Origin of the sequence: Succinivibrio dextrinosolvens DSM 3072 (genome assembly GCF_900167015.1) — a bacterium.
In the GTDB taxonomy this organism is placed as follows: Bacteria; Pseudomonadota; Gammaproteobacteria; order Enterobacterales; family Succinivibrionaceae; genus Succinivibrio; species Succinivibrio dextrinosolvens.
The window spans coordinates 1-16,667 of sequence record NZ_FUXX01000051.1; the positions used below are offsets into that span (position 1 = coordinate 1).

The following is a 16,667-nucleotide window of genomic DNA, read 5'->3' on the forward strand; positions in this document are numbered from 1 at the left end:
ACAGAATTTTTGCACGGCCGACATTGTGTTTACAATTTGCATGTTCATCTGCTAGTCAGTTATCCTCCAAAAGTTACAATCTCAAAACTAGTTCAAGCTCTCAAAGGCTATTCGAGTCTAATTATCAGAAAAAAGAATTATCCCTCTATACAAAAAAATCTTTGAGGGAAAGCTCTTTGGTCACCATCCTATTTTGCATGCAGTTGTGGAGGAGCCTCAATTTCTATTATTAGACAATATATAGAACAACAGAACACACCTGATTAGAAAATATCCATTTTCTAATAGGCATTTGAGAGTGCTTTAAATGCTGCTGTTCAGAAGGAAGGCTGTAACAGCTTTTACATGGTAAAACTTTCAACAGAGTTTGAATCAGTGCTGTTCCGCAGTGAATATGGAAGCAAAGAGCCATATCCTACCCTAGTTGAAGCACTCAAGGGAAAACAGACAGAATTTACTGAGAAGAATATTAAAGGAACTCTGGTTGGACTATATTGCCCAAGCTACATGGGAGATCTGAACTCTGTAGGCTGGCACTTCCATTTCCTTTCAGAGGATAAAAAGAAAGGCGGACATATTCTGGAGCTTAGTGTAAAGGATGCTACAGCATATCTTGATAAGACGGACAAGTTCACCATGATCCTGCATAATGACAAAAAGTTCCATGAGCTGAATCTTGCAAAAGATATGGCAGATGACATCAGAAGTGCAGAACAGGATACCAAAGGAAAGATGAATAAATAACCTCCAGTTCCTCAAAAGAATAAATCAGTAAGGACATTATGCCAGCTTTAAAAGTTGGCATAATTTTTTCATATTCCAGTAAAAAGGCAATTTTTTGCCACAAAACAAAACTGGAGAGAAAAAAATGTCGTCCTTATATATAAATACCAATCTTACAGCGCTTGCAGCACAGAGAGCGGTAAATAGAGCTACCACAAATATAGACACTGCATATAATCACTTATCCAGCGGCCTTAAGATTAATTCTGCTAAGGATGATCCTGCAGGTGTTCAAACTTCTGACAGACTTACTCTACAGATTAACTCTCTAAATCAGACCAACCGTAATGCACAGGATGCGATTTCCTATGCTCAGACAGCTGAAGGTGCTATTGAAGAAATAACCACCATGCTCCAGAGAATCAGAACACTAGCAGTTCAGTCTGCCAACGGTGTTTATTCTCAGGATAACCGTAGAGCACTTCAGGATGAGGTTGATCAGTTAAATGAAGAAATAGGACGTATTGCACGAGATACCACCTTCGGTGGACAGGATCTGCTTTCAGGCAATGCCTCAATTGTCAGATTCCAGATCTCCCCTGCTCCAGGATCAATTATTGAAATCGACCTGGCTACCGGTTTTGATGTGCCTAACCTTGCAAAGATGGCGGCAAAACTTACCGGAAGTGAAGAATTTGAACTTCCTGCTGATGCCGGAGTTACACCATCAAGATATGCATTCACAGATATCTTCTCCTTCTCAGTAAACGGAGGAGGTATTGATATTACTACTCAGTCCCAGGCACAGATTGTTCTGGCAGGTATTGACTACCTGATTACGGCCGTAGATTCAAAACGCTCTGAACTCGGTGCGGTTCAGAACAGACTTGAGGCTACCATACGCAATCAGGAAAACGTTAAAGAGAATGTTTCTGACTCTCGTGCTCGTATCCGTGATACTGACTATGCAGAGGAAGTTTCTAATATGGTTTCAGAACAGATGAAGCAGCAGGGCTCAATTTCAATTCTGACTCAGGCCAACCAGAAGCCTCAGATTGCTCTCCAGATGCTTCAGGACCAGTAAAGATTTACTCCTTATGTTTGTGTCCTTCGCCTAGGCGAAGGATTTTTTTTTATGTTTTCAGAAAGATTCTGGATAGAGAAAGTCAAGACAACTTTTTTTGAGAGCCACGCAAGATAATGTGTTCATTTACAGGACAAATAAGCATTTCATGTTACAATGAGCTGTTGAACTTATATTGAGGATAATAAATGGCTCAGTTCATTTACACTATGAATAGGGTGGGAAAGATTGTTCCACCAAAGAGACAGATTTTAAAGGACATCTCACTGTCCTTTTTCCCTGGCGCCAAAATCGGCGTTCTGGGATTAAACGGTGCAGGTAAATCAACACTTATCAAAATCATGGCAGGTGTTGATACCGACATTGAAGGTGAGGCAAGACCACAACCAGGTATCAAGATTGGCTATCTGCCACAGGAGCCTGTACTTGATCCAGAGAAGACCGTAAAAGAAGTTATTGAAGAGTCATTTGCAGAGGTTTATGCAGCATTAAAGCGTTTGGATGAAGTATATGCCGAGTATGCAGATGAGAATGCAGACTTTGACGCTCTTGCAAAGGAGCAGGCAAAGCTTGAGGCTATTATTGATGCCCATGATGGTCACAATCTTGAGGTGCAAATTGATAAAGCAGCTGATGCTTTAAGATTACCTCCATCAGACAGAAAGATTAAGGTATTATCAGGTGGTGAGAGACGCCGTGTTGCTCTGTGCCGTCTGCTTTTAGAAAAGCCTGATATGCTGCTTTTAGACGAGCCTACCAACCACCTTGATGCAGAATCAATCGACTGGCTGGAGCAGTTCCTGCATCAGTACCCAGGTACCGTAGTTGCAGTTACCCACGACAGATACTTCCTTGACAATGTAGCAGGATGGATTCTTGAGCTTGACCGTGGTGAGGGTATTCCTTGGGAAGGAAACTATTCAAGCTGGCTTGATCAGAAGGATAAGAGACTTCAGATTGAAGAGAGCACCGAGTCTGCAAGACGTCGTTCCATCGAGCGAGAGCTTGAGTGGGTTCGTCAGGGTGCCAAGGGTCGTCATGCTAAATCTAAGGCACGTCTGCAGAGATTTGAAGAGCTGTCTTCAGTTGAGTACCAGAGCAGAAATGAAACCAACGAGCTTTACATTCCACCAGGGCCACGTTTAGGTGAGACAGTGCTTGAGGTTAACAACCTGTCAAAGGCATATGATGATCAGGTTCTGATTGACGATCTGTCATTCAGCATTCCTAAGGGTGCTATTGTTGGTATTATCGGACCTAACGGTGCCGGTAAGTCAACTCTGTTCAGAATGATCACCGGTATCGAGAAGCCTGATTCAGGTTCAATCAAGCTTGGTGATACAGTGGTTACAGCTTATGTTGAGCAGTTCCGTGATCAGATGAAGAACGAGAATACCGTATTTGAGGAGATTTCACAGGGTTCTGACATCCTAAAGGTCGGCAACTACGAGATCCCTTCAAGAGCATATATCGGAAGATTCAATTTCAGAGGAACAGATCAGCAGAAGCGTGTAGGAGATCTGTCAGGTGGTGAAAGAGGACGTCTTCAGCTGGCAAAACTGCTTCAGGTAGGCGGTAACCTGCTACTGTTGGATGAGCCAACCAACGATCTTGACGTTGAAACACTGCGTGCACTTGAGAACGCTTTATTAGAGTTCCCAGGCTCTGCAATGGTTATCTCCCATGACCGCTGGTTCCTTGACAGAATCGCAACCCACATCCTGGATTACGGCGATGAGGGCAAGGTAAGATTCTTTGAGGGTAACTACACCGAGTATGAAGCTTGGAAGAAGGCAAATCTTGGTGAAGAAGCTCAGCCACATAGACTTAAGTTCAAGAAGGTTACCAAGTAACAGATTATTTGAATTTCAGTGAATATGAAAACCGCCTGTTTTTTTAGTAAAAAATGGCGGTTTTTTGGTTACGTGTATGAGAAACTAGAAATCGTAGTTATCTACGTTATCCTTTGTAACAATCAGAGGATCATCAAAAATTAGGGTATTTCCATCAAATCTTGGAGCTCCAAATTCTGATAGAGAAAAACCAGGTTTAATCTCATCTCGTCTGCCATCTGCAATCATCTTTGCAAGAATTGTCTGAACTCTTGCAGCCTGAGCAGGATCCCACAGTATCAGTTCCTGTACGTAATCCTCTTTGAGGTATTCTTTTGTATCATTTGGTGTAGCAACTCCAACTACGGTAATTGCATCCTTAAGTTTCTTATGCTGTAGAGATTTACCGATACCAGGAGCTCCTTCTGAACCAAGAGAAATAATTCCTACCAGATCAGGATGCTTCTTTATAAGGGATAAAGCTGTCTTTCCTGATACTCCCCTATTTTCAGAAATAGGCAGAATATCTATCAGCTCCAGCTGAGGATATGTCTCCTTCTGATGTTTAATTGCAGCCTGCGCCCAAAGGTTATGAGAAGGAACAGTAAGAGAACCTACATATATGGCATAAGTGCCTTTTTTGCCTTTGGATAATTTTACGAATTCATCCATCAGCAGTATGCCGAACTTTTCGTTATCAATAAGCTCTACATCAAAATCGGCATTTACCTGTTTTGGAGACTCATGGGTAATTACAGTGATTCCATTTTTTTTAGCTGCCAAGAAAGCTTTCTCAAGAGACTGAGCATCATTTGGAACAACTAAAAGTGCGTTTACACCATCTTTTATAAAGTCATTCACAATCTCTGCCTGTTTTTTATGACTTGCAATTGGAGCAGCCTTATAAACGCCCTTAACGTTGTTTTCCTCAGCGCCAAGCATTACGCCCTGCTTATGTCTTACAAACCATGGAGTATTAACCTTGCCTACACCGGCAAAAGTAAGTTCATCAGCAGAGGTCTCACTGAAAGCTGCTGTTGAACAGATAGTCAGACTTACAGCCAAAGTACTCAACAGAGTCTTAATTTTCATCTTGAGTTCTCCAATAAATCCTTATTAATAAGCTATTTATAAGCATAGGCTATAAATAGAGGATCTGTATTGATTTACAGTAAATACAATCTACATTTACGAGGACTCTCTCAAAAAAAATTACCTTATGAAACCAGCATTATTCTGGAAATATAACATCTTAATCCAAAATAATTTCACTAAGAGAATATAAGGAATTTCATATTTCTAATTTAAAAATAAGAATTTTATGATACAATATATGTCTAATAAACTATTCTTTTTTCTTTTATTCTAATCAGAATATCAGTCCCAGCACTGTAATACAGTGCCATTTTAATACTAGTAAAAAAACACGAAAATCATAACTCAGGAGGTAAAGTTTGAGGAGAAAATACATATCTATAGCAATGGCTTATGTTGGAATTGTAGTCGGTGCAGGTCTATCCTCTGGACAGGATATCATGCAGTATTTTTTAAGCTACGGTACACTGGGTATCTTCGGCGTAATACTCTTGGCAATTCTTCACATTATATTTGGTAAAATTATCATTACTATTGGATGTTATTTCAGATCCTCAAACCATCAGGATGTCCTAGAGAAAATCACCCACCCTATCGTAAACAGGCTGATTGACTATTCTCTAATCATCTCCTGTTTCATTGTGGGGTTTGTGATGTTCGCTGGTGCCGGATCCAATTTAAGTCAGCAGTTTGGACTGCCATTCTGGGTTGGCACTCTTATCTGTGCTGTTCTGACTATAGTTGTAGCGTTTATGGATTTTCAGAAAATCACTCAGGTATTAGGTGTCTTCACTCCAATAATCATTGTGATGATTCTGATTGTCTGCGGCTATACATTCATTGGAAAATCCTACGATTTTAAAGCACTGGATGAGATTGCTTCTACCATCGAATCACCAATGCCTAATGTCTGGATGGCAGTAGTCAACTACTATGCACTCTGTGCAATCTCAGCTGTCTCTATGGCTTTTGTTCTTGGTGGTTCCGTACTTAGAATCGGTGTAGCAGAAAAAGGCGGCCTTTTAGGTGGTGCCATTATCGGTTTTATTATCAGTGCAGCTGCCATTACCCTCTTTGCCAATATAGACAGCGTAAAGGATGCAGATATTCCGATGCTTGAGATTGTTAAGAATATTCACCCGGCTTTTGCCTTTGTCTATGCTCTGACAATCTTTGCGCTTATTTTTAATACCGCATTCTCCCTGTTCTATGCCTTTGCCAAGAGATTTGCAGGAAGAAATGAAAAGAAACTCAAGGTCATTCTGATTGTAAGTGTGCTTATCGGCTTTGGCTTAAGCTTCTGTGGATTTAAAACCCTGGTTGCTGTTATGTACCCAATTTTAGGATACATTGGAATGCTGCTTTTAACAGTACTGGGTATAACCTGGATAAAAGAGAAGAAAAATATCCTTACAGAAAAACTTATCCGCAGAAAAATGATTAACCTTGCGGTAAAAAAATATGATGAGGATCTTTACTATTCCTTAAGTGACAGAGAAAACTTCAACCGTCTTGGAGAGAAGTCAGTGATAGATACTGAGGAGATAAAAAACGAAATCAGAAGTTTTGTTAAGGACATAGGCCCTGAAAATATTCCTCTGTCAGAGCCTAGTATGAGCTGATCTTGTTAACCGAAGACCTTTTTCAGATGAGATTCATATCCTGATATGAACTCATCTACCTTAGGATTTTTGATGACATCATTGCAGATATAGGTAGGAAGTCCTTTCATACCAACAAACTGCATGGCCTTGTGCAGATGATAATAAACACCATCAACTCCATGCTCCTCAAAGAACTCACCCTTTTCTGTGAATGCCTCAATAGGAGCATTCCAGGTTACAGAGAACATGTAGGACTTATCCTTTAACAGACCACCTGTACCGTATCCATGAGCAGGATCGGTTCGATGTCTGCCGTCTGAGGTTAAAAAGCGACCACCGCCTTCGGTAAAGACCTCATCGATATACTTCTTAACTATCCAAGGCTCCCCCATCCACCATGCAGGCATCTGCCAGATTACAGCATCCGCCCACAGAAAGTTTTCTACCTGTTCTGATGGAACGTAGCCCTTATCAATCTGGCACTCACGAACTTCCTTTCCCAAAGAGACGAGAGTCTTTTTAGCGATGTCATGAAGAGTCTGATTAAGCTGACCTTTTGAACTTCCAAAGACCTTCCCGCCATTTATGAGTAAAATCTTCTGCATAAATACCTCGACTATAGACTGCCCTTCAGAATATTGATCAGATCTTCGCGCTCAAGAGGTCTGATTGCATCTTTGAAATCACCAAACCAGATCTTGCGAACGTGATCAGCCATCTCCTCAAAGTGAGTACCATCAATGCCAATCTCAGAAAGCTTTGATGGCAGACCGATCTTCTTGAAGAACTCAGCGGTAAGGTCAATTGCCTTGCTGGCATTGGTCATCACATCAGCCTTAGGATCCAGACCGAATACATTTACACCGTAATTTGCAAAACGAGGAGCTGTTTTCTCGTTTAAGCTGTATCTCATCCATACAGGGGTTAAGATAGCCAGACCTACACCATGGGTAATATCGTAGAAAGCTGATAGCTCATGCTCAAGGCCATGGCATACCCAAGGAGATCCTTCGCGACCGATATTTAAAAGACCGCAGCAGCCAAATGAACTTGCCATCATCAGCTCTGCACGGGCCTCATAATTCTCTGGCTCAGAAATTGCGATAGGAGCATTCTTGATTACAGTTCTAAGCATTGCCTCACAGATACCGTCAGTCAGAGTATTGCCCTGATTTACAATATATGACTCAAAGGTATGTGACATTATGTCAGCTGCACCAGCTGCAGTCTGATTTGCTGGAACACTGAAGGTATAGGTAGGATCACAGATAGAAGCTACAGGCCACAGATTACCGAAGATAGGCATCTTCTCATGAGTATCCTCATTGGAAATAACACCTGAATTGTCATACTCAGAACCGGTTGCAGATAAGGTTAGCACTGAGAATAAAGGCAAAGTTCTGCCGATTTTTGATGAATCCAGAACAAGATCCCATGGATCCCCGTCATAGAAGGCACCTGCTGCAATATTCTTTGAGGCATCAAGAACACTACCGCCACCTACAGCCAGAATAAAGTCAACCTTCTCTTTCTTGGCAATCTCAACACCTTTTCTAATTGAGGTGATCTTTGGATTAGGTTCAATACCGCTTAATTCAAAAATCTCTGCACCTTTGTAAAGTTCCTTGATTTTATCGTAAATACCACTGCGCTTGATACTGCCACCACCGTAGGTTAAAAGGATTTTTGAACCATAGGATCTGGTTAAATCAGGAAGCTCATCGATTCTACCTTTACCAAAAACCAGACGTGTAGGTAAGTACAAATCAAAATTAAACATGTAAACTCCTTTTTAAAGTATGTGCTGGCATCATGAATTCACAAAGGAATTCTCAGAACCCCTAGATGTTTAGGATCATAACTGTTATACAGAATCAGTTCTGATAACAGTGTTGTCTTTTACGAAAAACACCTGAATAGTTATGACAGAATTCATCACAACTATCTTTAAAAACCTAAATATGCAGCAGACTAATACCATCTCAAATGGCAAACAGTCATTGTTCTTAAAACAGAGAACGAGTTGAATGGTCTGTTTCAGAACAGCCTGAGATGATATCCGCCTGCTGTAATACGCCTTCAATCGACAAAGACTGTAGCACTATAAAAGTCTTCATCTTTTGATACATAAGAAGTACATATAGAATAGATTTTAATAATCTAAATTAGAAGTACATACATTTTTGTACAGTAATAACTTAAAAGTGTATCTTATTGATTTACATTATTATATTTTTATAGAACTCAATAATTATTATCAGAAGATAACTTTTGATTATGACAATTACTGGAATACATCGCTTCTAAAGTTTATACTTTCCCAAAAGAGAGTAATAACAGAAAAAAGGCATCTTTATGACAACTGAAGGAAAATGTTGCAAGGAATTTTTATACAAGGGAAAGAAATATCTTTGTTCTCTTGAACTGGCAATGGATGTGATCGGAGGAAAATGGAAAAGTCTTCTGATATTTCACCTGCGCAACGGAGCCATGAGATCATCTGCTCTACAGCACTCTCTTACAGGTATCTCAAACAAAATGTTCACTCAGAGTATTAGAGAGCTTGAGGCAGATGGAATTGTAAAACGAGAAATATTTCCGGTTATTCCTCCTAAGGTAGAATACTCTCTGACAGAAAAAGGAAAAACTCTGGTTCCTATTATGGAGAATCTTGCAAAATGGGGAACCTCTATCTGCGACAACAAGACAAAGAAAAAAGACATATGTGACTCTGAAAACACATAGAGCCACAGAACAGATCAGGCTTTCTTAAGATATCTGAAAAGATAGTATGCAGCAGGTTTTGCACTGGCCTTGGTAATAGCATAGCCAGCCTTCTGAGCTGAACGCAGGGCCTTTACATTTGAAAAAGGAGCCAGTGTAGAAAGTCCGCTAAGCTTTCCCCCATCATAGCAGTCAGCTGAATATCTTCGAAGCTTACCTGCGATCCCCTGATTCTGATAGTCAGGATGAACACCGATATAAAGCTCATGCAGAATATTGTCCTTCATCTCGGAAGGCTCAAACATATAAATATCGTAAGCCACAATATCACCGCTCTTATTCTCTGCAACACTGACAAGCTCTGATGCTCTGACTTTATATAGAATTAAAAGCCAGTCTAAAAACGGACGGCTGAAAATAGTGTTGTGAAGAGCTACAATCTTCTCTAGATCTCCCCTGTTTCCTCTCCTGAAAATAAGCTCCCCTTCATTGACAACACAGTCCTTTCGAAGATTTCGTGATTTGAAATAGTTCTGAACGATAATTTTAAAATGTGTAAACGATTCTGTTATCTCGTGAATAAAATACATTTTTTTCCTATGTACAGCTCTCATAATTGCAAAATATCGGCAGGAGATCTGCTCCAAAAGAATTATATTCTAAATATGTGAAAAAATTATGTTCTGATATTTCTTATCGAGAGGAGCCCCGGGATGAAAATAATAAAAAAAGCTTCGCTGTTAGCCTTGGCTATTTTTTCATTCTCCTGTTTTGCCCTTGAGAACAAAACACTCAAGGTTGGACTCGAAGCTTCTTTTGGTCCTTTTGATTTCAGGGAGAACGGCTCATCAGAGGTTATCGGCTTTGATGTTGACATCATCAATGCAATTGCCAAAGAACAGGGATTTAAGGTTCAAATCGCAAATATGCCGTTTGATGCTCTGCTGCCTTCAGTGCTTACAGAACAGGTTGATGTTGCAATTTCAGCATACTCAATCACAGAAGAGAGAGCTCAGATAGTAAAGCTTGAGCCTTATTATGATTCTGGGTTAGGAGTGCTGGTACGTTCGGATCTTCTAAAGGATATCCACAGCAGCTATGACCTTCAGGGAAGAACAATCTGCGCCCGCAGCGGCTCCACTGGATCGTATTTTGCAGAAAACATTAAGAATTCCAAAACCAAGAATTATCTGACAGAAATTGAAACCTTTATAGCTATTGATAAGGGTGAATGCGATGCGATTATTATCGACAAGCCTGTGCTTGAGTTTTATCACGTTAGAAACCATGATGATAAGACAGCAATCTTAAATGATAAGCTTACCTTCGAACAGTATGGAATTGTTACCTCAAAGAACAAAACTGAAATAAGCGACAGTATAGCTGAAGGCCTGAAGAAAATCAGAAAAAACGGCGTATATGACAAGATATACAGAAAATGGTTTGATGGTTCGAAAAAATAGTTACATTTGACAAAAAACTTAAGCCTCGACCTTGTGTTGGGGCTTATTTTTTTGTTGTAAATATTTTCTTCTGAATATTGAATCAGCTTGCAAATTTTACCTTTATCTTTGGATACAAATGCCATTTATTGGATATACTGAAGATATAGTACAAACCATACGGACGGAATTTTCTATGAGCTTACTCAAAAAGATTTCAGTAATAATAGGTTGTGCTTTCTCACTAACCAGCTTCGCTGATGAAGGAAAATTGGTGGTTGGGGTTGAAGCATCTAGAGCTCCATTCGTTTATGTTGATAAATCTAAGACGATTGAAGGCTTTGAGGTTGATCTTCTGACGGCTATTGCCAAAGAAAACGGTCTAAAAGTAGAGTTCTCCAATATGCCTTTTGATGCCCTGCTTCCCTCCATACTGACAGAACAGATTGACGCTGCCGTATCCTGCATTTCCATGACAGAAGAACGCGCTCAGATTGTTGATTTTGTTGGACCTTATTACAATGCGGGTTTGAATGCACTGATTCGAAATGAGTACCAGAATAAAATCAAAAACAATATAGATCTGAACGGCAAAAAAATCTGTGTGGTTTCAGGTACAACCTGTGAGGAATATGCAAATAGCTGCAATGGCTCAGATGTTTTAAAGTTTCCATCTGAGAGTGAAAGCTTTAATGCCATCGAAAATAAGGAGTGTGACCTTCTTATCTCTGATGCCCCTGTTATTGAATTCCAGTATATAAAAATGCACCCTGGCAAGTACTACAAGTTCGAGAATAATCTTACATTTGAGGAATTCGGAATCATGACCTCAAAGCTCAGACCAGAACTTAGAGAAAAGATTGAATCCGGACTGAAGAAAATAAAGGATAATGGCGAATACAACAAACTCTATAAAAAATGGTTCGGCTAGAAAACAATCCAATTCGCAAACTAAATTCCAGGAGAGTCTCAGGACTCTCTTTTTTTTAATTTGATTCTAAGCAAAATTTCACACAAATTTTTCATATTTCACGACAATCCTGCCATTTTTTTTTGTTACTTACATTTCTATTACCTATATTTAACTTAGCGGTGAAAAATCTCGGAGTTATTATGAACAAAATCAGAAGCTTTGCTTTAGCTCTGGCAATGGCTTTTTCTTTTAATGCCTTCGCTGATGGAGATGAACTTGTAGTAGGAATAGAGGCAAGTAGTGAACCTTTTGTAATTATTGATCCGAAAACTCATGATTATGTAGGTTATGATATTGACCTTATCAAAGCAGTTGCAAAAGAAGCCGGCTACAAGAGTATTAAATTCCATGATATGCCTTTTGATGCCATGTTTGCCGATGTTCTTGTAGAACAGGTCGACTGTGCTATTTCCATGATAACTATCACCGAGGAACGTGCGCTGATCTGGGATTTCATCGGACCTTATTTCAATACTGGTCTAGATATTATGTTAAACAAGAAATATCAGAAGGAATTCAAAAGAGAAGCAGATCTTCATGATGTAACCATTTGCGCCAAGACTTCATCAACCTGTGAGGCATATGCTCTTGGCATGTCTGATATCCAGGTTCTGTCTTTAGACTCAGAGAGAAAACTATTTGAGGCCGCAAAAGAGGGTAAATGTGACGGTGTTATTACCAATGAGCCTATTCTGCAGTACTACCTGAAGGTTAGCCCTGACAGAGATAAATTCTACCGCTTAGGTCGAAAGCTGACCTTTGCTCAGTTTGGTATTATGACCTCCAAAAACCGCCCCGATATCTCAGAGAGATTATCACAGGCTCTGGAAAAGGTTATGAAAACACCTTACTTCAATGAAATCTACCGTAAATGGTTCGAATAGGACCTCGATTTTAGAGAAAGCCACAATTTTTTGTGGCTTTTTTGATCTTATTCAGTGCATTTTTCTCTTATAAATGAATATTTATGAAGTTTTAATTCTCCAAATGTAAACTAGAAAAAACATAACTGGAGGATATATGAAATTCTACAAATCTTTATGTCTGCTAGGTCTACTGGCTTTATCATCATACAGCGCAACAGCAGTAAGCGAAGAGAAAACTCTTAATGTTGTTACCGAACCAACCTTCGCTCCATTTGAGTTTGTTGACAAGGGAACTTCAACTCTAATCGGTTTTGACATCGATATCATCAATGCAATCGGCGAAGCTGAAGGCTACAAGATGAATGTATCAAGCATGTCATTTGACGGTCAGATCCCTGCAATTATTACCCAGCAGGTTGATATTGCAATTTCAGGTTTTACCATTACCGAAGAAAGAGCTAAGAAGGTTAACTTCTCAGAGCCATACTATGATGCAGGTTTAGGTATTCTTATTACCAAGGCTAACAGTACTGAGATCAAATCAAAGGATGATCTTAAAGGCAAGACCATCTGTGCTCAGTTAGGAACCTCAGGTGCTATGTATGCAGAAAAAGTAGAGAACACCACTGTTACTCAGTTCAACAGTACCGCTGAAGCTTTTCTGGAACTTGAAAAAGGCTCATGCAGTGCAGTTGTTACAGATAAGCCTGTTATCGAATACTATCTTGCAACAACCAAGAATGAGAATCTTATTATGATCCCTGAGCAGCTTACCGTTGAACAGTACGGTATTGTTACCTCAAAGGACAGAAAGGATCTTACCGATATGATTGCATCTGGTCTTAAGAAGATCCGTGACAACGGCACCTATGACAAGATCTATCAGAAGTGGTTTGGTAACGCTGCAAACAAGTAATAGCAATTCTAAAAAAGAGGCATATGCCTCTTTTTTTTCATCTGAGCTAAAGCTCCACGCAAACAAAAAGGCCTTTTCTTACCCATGTAAAGGCCTGGTATTATCACATCTATCCTTTTCCAGACCAAAACCAGAACATCCCCAGAACTTTCCATATTTACCAGCCCTTTTCACCATTACTCTTCCACATCGCTCGCAGATAGGAATAGTATAAAGACATTGCGAATTCATACATTTACTTTCTGTTTTCCCATCTATCATTGGTGCACCACATTTTTCACATATTCTTGGTCTTAATCTGCATAATCCAGAATTGCAGACATAGAAGTATCCATATTTTCCATGTAACTTCTGGAAATACCCGTTTTTACATGAAGGACATTTATATGCGGAGCGAGATTCAGTATCAAAACATTGAGCTCTAATATCTATGTTGTATTTGTGAGTTAAGAGTTCTTCTACAAAGGATGAAGGCTGCTTATCTAAAGCAAAGAGATATGCATGTTTTCTTGCACGTGTCAGTGCAACATAAAATAACCTTCTTTCTTCCGAGTAAGGATAATTATCTGTTGTAGGCAACAGTGCTTCGACAACCTTATCATTCTGTTCATCAGAAGGAAAAGCCATTACCATGCCGTCCTGCAATCCAAGAATAAAGGTATAATCCGCCTCTAAGCCCTTTGAACCATGAAAAGTCCAATAATTTATTCTTATTTTTGAACGTATATTTTCCTTTCTATTGTTATCATCAAAATAGCACCTGAACTCATCTAATAATTTGTTGTAGCGAGCCATTACAGCTATAGAGGCATCAGGAACATTATGGTCTAGTACAAGAATTTTTTGTCTAACCTGATAATACAGGCTCTGTGTGTTGTTACTTTCATCTGTACTATCAGTGTAGGAGAACAGATGAATTTTCAAATCTTTTGAGCTATCTGCTGTTTCAATCTTTTTTTTGTGCTGCTCAGGATTTTGCATAATAAAATCGCCGGCAACATCTGCAATGTTTCTAGGATAACGGAAGGTTTTATCAAGAATAGACAGAGAGTGAGAACCAAAGTATTCAGAATATCTAGTGGTTAAAGCCAGTTTTCCTCCGCTAAATCTGTATATCGCCTGCCAGTCATCACCTACCGTGGTACAACTAACATCAGAACAGTGAGAATAAATAGCTTTGATCAGATCATAACGCGCTCTAGATATATCCTGAAACTCATCTACAAGAATGTATTTGTATGAAGGACGCCACTCTCCATTATTTACGATCTCTGTTGCAGACAGAATCATGTCATCAAAATCAATTTCATTATTCGATCTTAAGGTGGATACGTAATCAACAACAAGTTTTTGTATATAGTCTGATACTTTTTTAGCAGACATAAATCCTTCAGACTTAAGCCTTTCAAAGATCTGTTCTTTGTTTAGATTCTCAATACGAACAGCCTTCAGACAGTTAAATAATACCTTCTGAAAAGTGGTAAATTGGTTGTTGTTAATTTTTTCTATAAGAATAGATTTAACTTCAGATTCTGATTTTTTTTCCGGTTTAAAACCTAATTCGATGAGTCTATTTTCAAGTTTGGCAAATAGTGTATCCTCAGTCATTTCATACCAGTAGAGATCAATCAGAGTGGTTCCCTTTTCTTTATGCAGCTGAATCTTTTTCTGCATTTCTGCATTGTATTTGTCTTTATCAATATCTTTACGAGTATTTCCTTTGCGGTCTATTCCAAAAAACTCAATATAGATATCATCTGTTAATTTGAAATCAGGACTATAATCAATCCCGTCCTCAATTCGAATTTTGGTCACATATGGAGCTTCGTATTCGTAAGGAATTCCGTGCAAATAAAGCCAGTCGGCAATTCTTACTTCTGAATAACTTCTTACCAGATCATCATTAAGGGTTCTCAGCTGAGTATTGTTATCTACAATTTCTATCCCATTTTTTTCTCTGCTATGAAGTGCGTTATAGAAAGACAGATATTCTAAAGGATGTGCATAAAGAGAATTTTCATCCCAGGTTGAAACCCATTGCCAAAGTTTTTTTTCGTCTTCACTTAACTTAGAGATATGCACGGACTTTTTATTATCAAGAAGTATATTTCGTCCCAGAGCATGAAATGTAGATACCTGAGGAGTATCTAAACTGATCCCTAATGATTTTGCTCTCTCTTCGATTCTGTCCTGAAGTTCCTTTGCGGCACTTCTGTTATATGCAAGTATCAGGAGTTCACTGCTTTTAACATGATGATACTTCATAAGATAAAGAGCCTTCGCAACCATTACGGAAGTTTTACCAGTTCCCGCAGCTGCAAGAACAAGATTAAAATCATTATTTCTGATTACAGCCAATCGCTGCATCAGTGTCAAAGGATTGTTTTCAGCATTATCAAAAAAATCCTTATGTTTCTTGAGAACAGAATCTTCGTATTCTTTTCTGATTTGTTTAACAACCTCTGATTCAGTGGAAGAGATGTCATTGCAGTATTCAAGAATTATAGAGATGTATTTTTTAACTTCCTCTGAGCAGGAATCAGATTCGTTTAAGATAAACTTTTTGATTTCTTCATAAACACCAGAATCAGCATCTTTTAACTTTAAAAGGTCATTCCTGAGTTTCTGAATATGTATTTGAAATTTTCCTGCAATGGAGTCTCGAAGAAACTTATCTGAAAAACATTGATAAATCGCTGTTGATTCTTCTTTTATTCTGTTAGAAAAATAAGTGACAACAAACTCTTTAAGATTCTGTTCACATCTTAAAGCATCATCTTTATTAAGATATTTATATGTATAGCTGCAGTCATCTATACAAATCTCTAAAGTGGAACTAAATAAACGGTGAGTAAAGGCAATAGAATCTTTACTTCCAAATTTATGCAGAATTCTGTCTAAACTTGAAAGACATAAATCATCATCAACCTTTTTAAATGAAAGGATTGATTTACCAAGAACTCTTCCCCAAAAGGATCTTCTCAGTTCATCAATTGTCCGTACCTGTTTCATCCTAAAAGATTTACATCCCTGATTAAGAGATCTCTTTTTAATTCTCCACTTAATAAATTTTAGTATACAGACTGTAGTGACCCCAGTAAATTGAACAAAAACAATTTACGATAATTTTAAGGTTGAATTCCTAACTTCACAAGGAGTTCGACCTTTTAATTTGACCTGAATTCTCTTAGTGTTGTAATACTCAATATATTCTTCCATTGCTTTTCTTAATTCATCCAGAGATTTAAAGTCATATTCATGGCCATAAAACATCTCATTTTTCATCTTGCCAAAGAAATTCTCCATTACACAGTTATCTAAGCAGTTACCTTTACGGGACATGGATTGAATGATACCTTTATCTTTTAGCATCTTGTGATATTGAGACATCTGATACTGCCATCCCTG

14 protein-coding genes and 2 pseudogenes are annotated in these 16,667 nt (G+C 38.7%); 10 read left to right on the plus strand and 6 right to left on the minus strand.

What is annotated here, in order from left to right:
- From tnpA to ettA, 4 genes and pseudogenes are all read left to right on the plus strand, one after another.
- Nucleotides 1–267 (plus strand): annotated as a pseudogene (gene tnpA, locus B5D46_RS12405) (IS200/IS605 family transposase); the annotation flags it as partial.
- A gap of 36 nt (nt 268–303) precedes the next feature.
- Nucleotides 304–744, plus strand: a pseudogene (locus B5D46_RS10490) (acetolactate decarboxylase); the annotation flags it as partial.
- 124 nt (nt 745–868) lie between these two features.
- Nucleotides 869–1,807 (plus strand): flagellin N-terminal helical domain-containing protein, encoded by a 939-nt coding sequence (locus B5D46_RS10495; RefSeq protein WP_078929417.1) that lies wholly within the window; start codon nt 869–871, stop codon nt 1,805–1,807.
- A 188-nt stretch (nt 1,808–1,995) separates the two neighbouring features.
- On the plus strand, nt 1,996–3,660 hold the full coding sequence (gene ettA, locus B5D46_RS10500; RefSeq protein ID WP_074944677.1) for an energy-dependent translational throttle protein EttA: 1,665 nt from the start codon (nt 1,996–1,998) through the stop codon (nt 3,658–3,660).
- Between the two features lie 84 nt (nt 3,661–3,744).
- Here ettA and B5D46_RS10505 read toward each other — a convergent pair whose 3' ends face one another.
- Nucleotides 3,745–4,731 (minus strand): autoinducer 2 ABC transporter substrate-binding protein, encoded by a 987-nt coding sequence (locus B5D46_RS10505; protein ID WP_078929418.1) that lies wholly within the window; start codon nt 4,729–4,731, stop codon nt 3,745–3,747.
- A 362-nt stretch (nt 4,732–5,093) separates the two neighbouring features.
- Between B5D46_RS10505 and B5D46_RS10510 the strand changes: the two genes are divergently transcribed.
- Complete coding sequence (locus B5D46_RS10510; RefSeq protein WP_078929419.1) at nt 5,094–6,356, plus strand: YkvI family membrane protein; 1,263 nt, start codon at nt 5,094–5,096, stop codon at nt 6,354–6,356.
- Between the two features lie 5 nt (nt 6,357–6,361).
- On the opposite strand, the gene B5D46_RS10515 is transcribed toward B5D46_RS10510, so the two are convergent.
- Nucleotides 6,362–6,943, minus strand: coding sequence for an NAD(P)H-dependent oxidoreductase (locus tag B5D46_RS10515; RefSeq protein WP_078929420.1), 582 nt, complete (start codon nt 6,941–6,943; stop codon nt 6,362–6,364).
- A gap of 11 nt (nt 6,944–6,954) precedes the next feature.
- The gene (locus B5D46_RS10520; protein ID WP_078929421.1) at nt 6,955–8,118 is read right to left on the minus strand and encodes an iron-containing alcohol dehydrogenase; all 1,164 of its coding nucleotides are present in this window, start codon (nt 8,116–8,118) and stop codon (nt 6,955–6,957) included.
- Between the two features lie 575 nt (nt 8,119–8,693).
- Here B5D46_RS10520 and B5D46_RS10525 point away from each other — a divergent pair.
- A complete protein-coding gene (locus B5D46_RS10525) occupies nt 8,694–9,083 on the plus strand; it encodes a winged helix-turn-helix transcriptional regulator (protein ID WP_031490731.1) in 390 nt (129 codons plus the stop codon).
- A 14-nt stretch (nt 9,084–9,097) separates the two neighbouring features.
- On the opposite strand, the gene B5D46_RS10530 is transcribed toward B5D46_RS10525, so the two are convergent.
- The gene (locus B5D46_RS10530; protein WP_078929422.1) at nt 9,098–9,652 is read right to left on the minus strand and encodes a GNAT family N-acetyltransferase; all 555 of its coding nucleotides are present in this window, start codon (nt 9,650–9,652) and stop codon (nt 9,098–9,100) included.
- 123 nt (nt 9,653–9,775) lie between these two features.
- Between B5D46_RS10530 and B5D46_RS10535 the strand changes: the two genes are divergently transcribed.
- The 4 genes from B5D46_RS10535 to B5D46_RS10550 all read left to right on the plus strand — a co-directional run bounded on the left by B5D46_RS10535 (nt 9,776) and on the right by B5D46_RS10550 (nt 13,259).
- Complete coding sequence (locus B5D46_RS10535) at nt 9,776–10,525, plus strand: transporter substrate-binding domain-containing protein (protein ID WP_078929423.1); 750 nt, start codon at nt 9,776–9,778, stop codon at nt 10,523–10,525.
- 175 nt (nt 10,526–10,700) lie between these two features.
- Complete coding sequence (locus B5D46_RS10540) at nt 10,701–11,435, plus strand: transporter substrate-binding domain-containing protein (RefSeq protein WP_159443102.1); 735 nt, start codon at nt 10,701–10,703, stop codon at nt 11,433–11,435.
- A gap of 182 nt (nt 11,436–11,617) precedes the next feature.
- Nucleotides 11,618–12,361 carry a substrate-binding periplasmic protein gene (locus tag B5D46_RS10545; protein ID WP_078929425.1) on the plus strand — a complete coding sequence of 248 codons (744 nt, stop codon included), beginning with the start codon at nt 11,618–11,620 and terminating at the stop codon, nt 12,359–12,361.
- A 136-nt stretch (nt 12,362–12,497) separates the two neighbouring features.
- Entirely contained in the window at nt 12,498–13,259 is a 762-nt protein-coding gene (locus B5D46_RS10550; protein ID WP_078929426.1) for a basic amino acid ABC transporter substrate-binding protein, read from the plus strand.
- A 78-nt stretch (nt 13,260–13,337) separates the two neighbouring features.
- Here B5D46_RS10550 and B5D46_RS10555 read toward each other — a convergent pair whose 3' ends face one another.
- Nucleotides 13,338–16,271 carry a UvrD-helicase domain-containing protein gene (locus B5D46_RS10555; RefSeq protein ID WP_078929427.1) on the minus strand — a complete coding sequence of 978 codons (2,934 nt, stop codon included), beginning with the start codon at nt 16,269–16,271 and terminating at the stop codon, nt 13,338–13,340.
- A gap of 105 nt (nt 16,272–16,376) precedes the next feature.
- A partial coding sequence (locus B5D46_RS10560) for an IS3 family transposase (protein ID WP_143675598.1) occupies nt 16,377–16,667 on the minus strand: 291 nt, incomplete at its 5' end.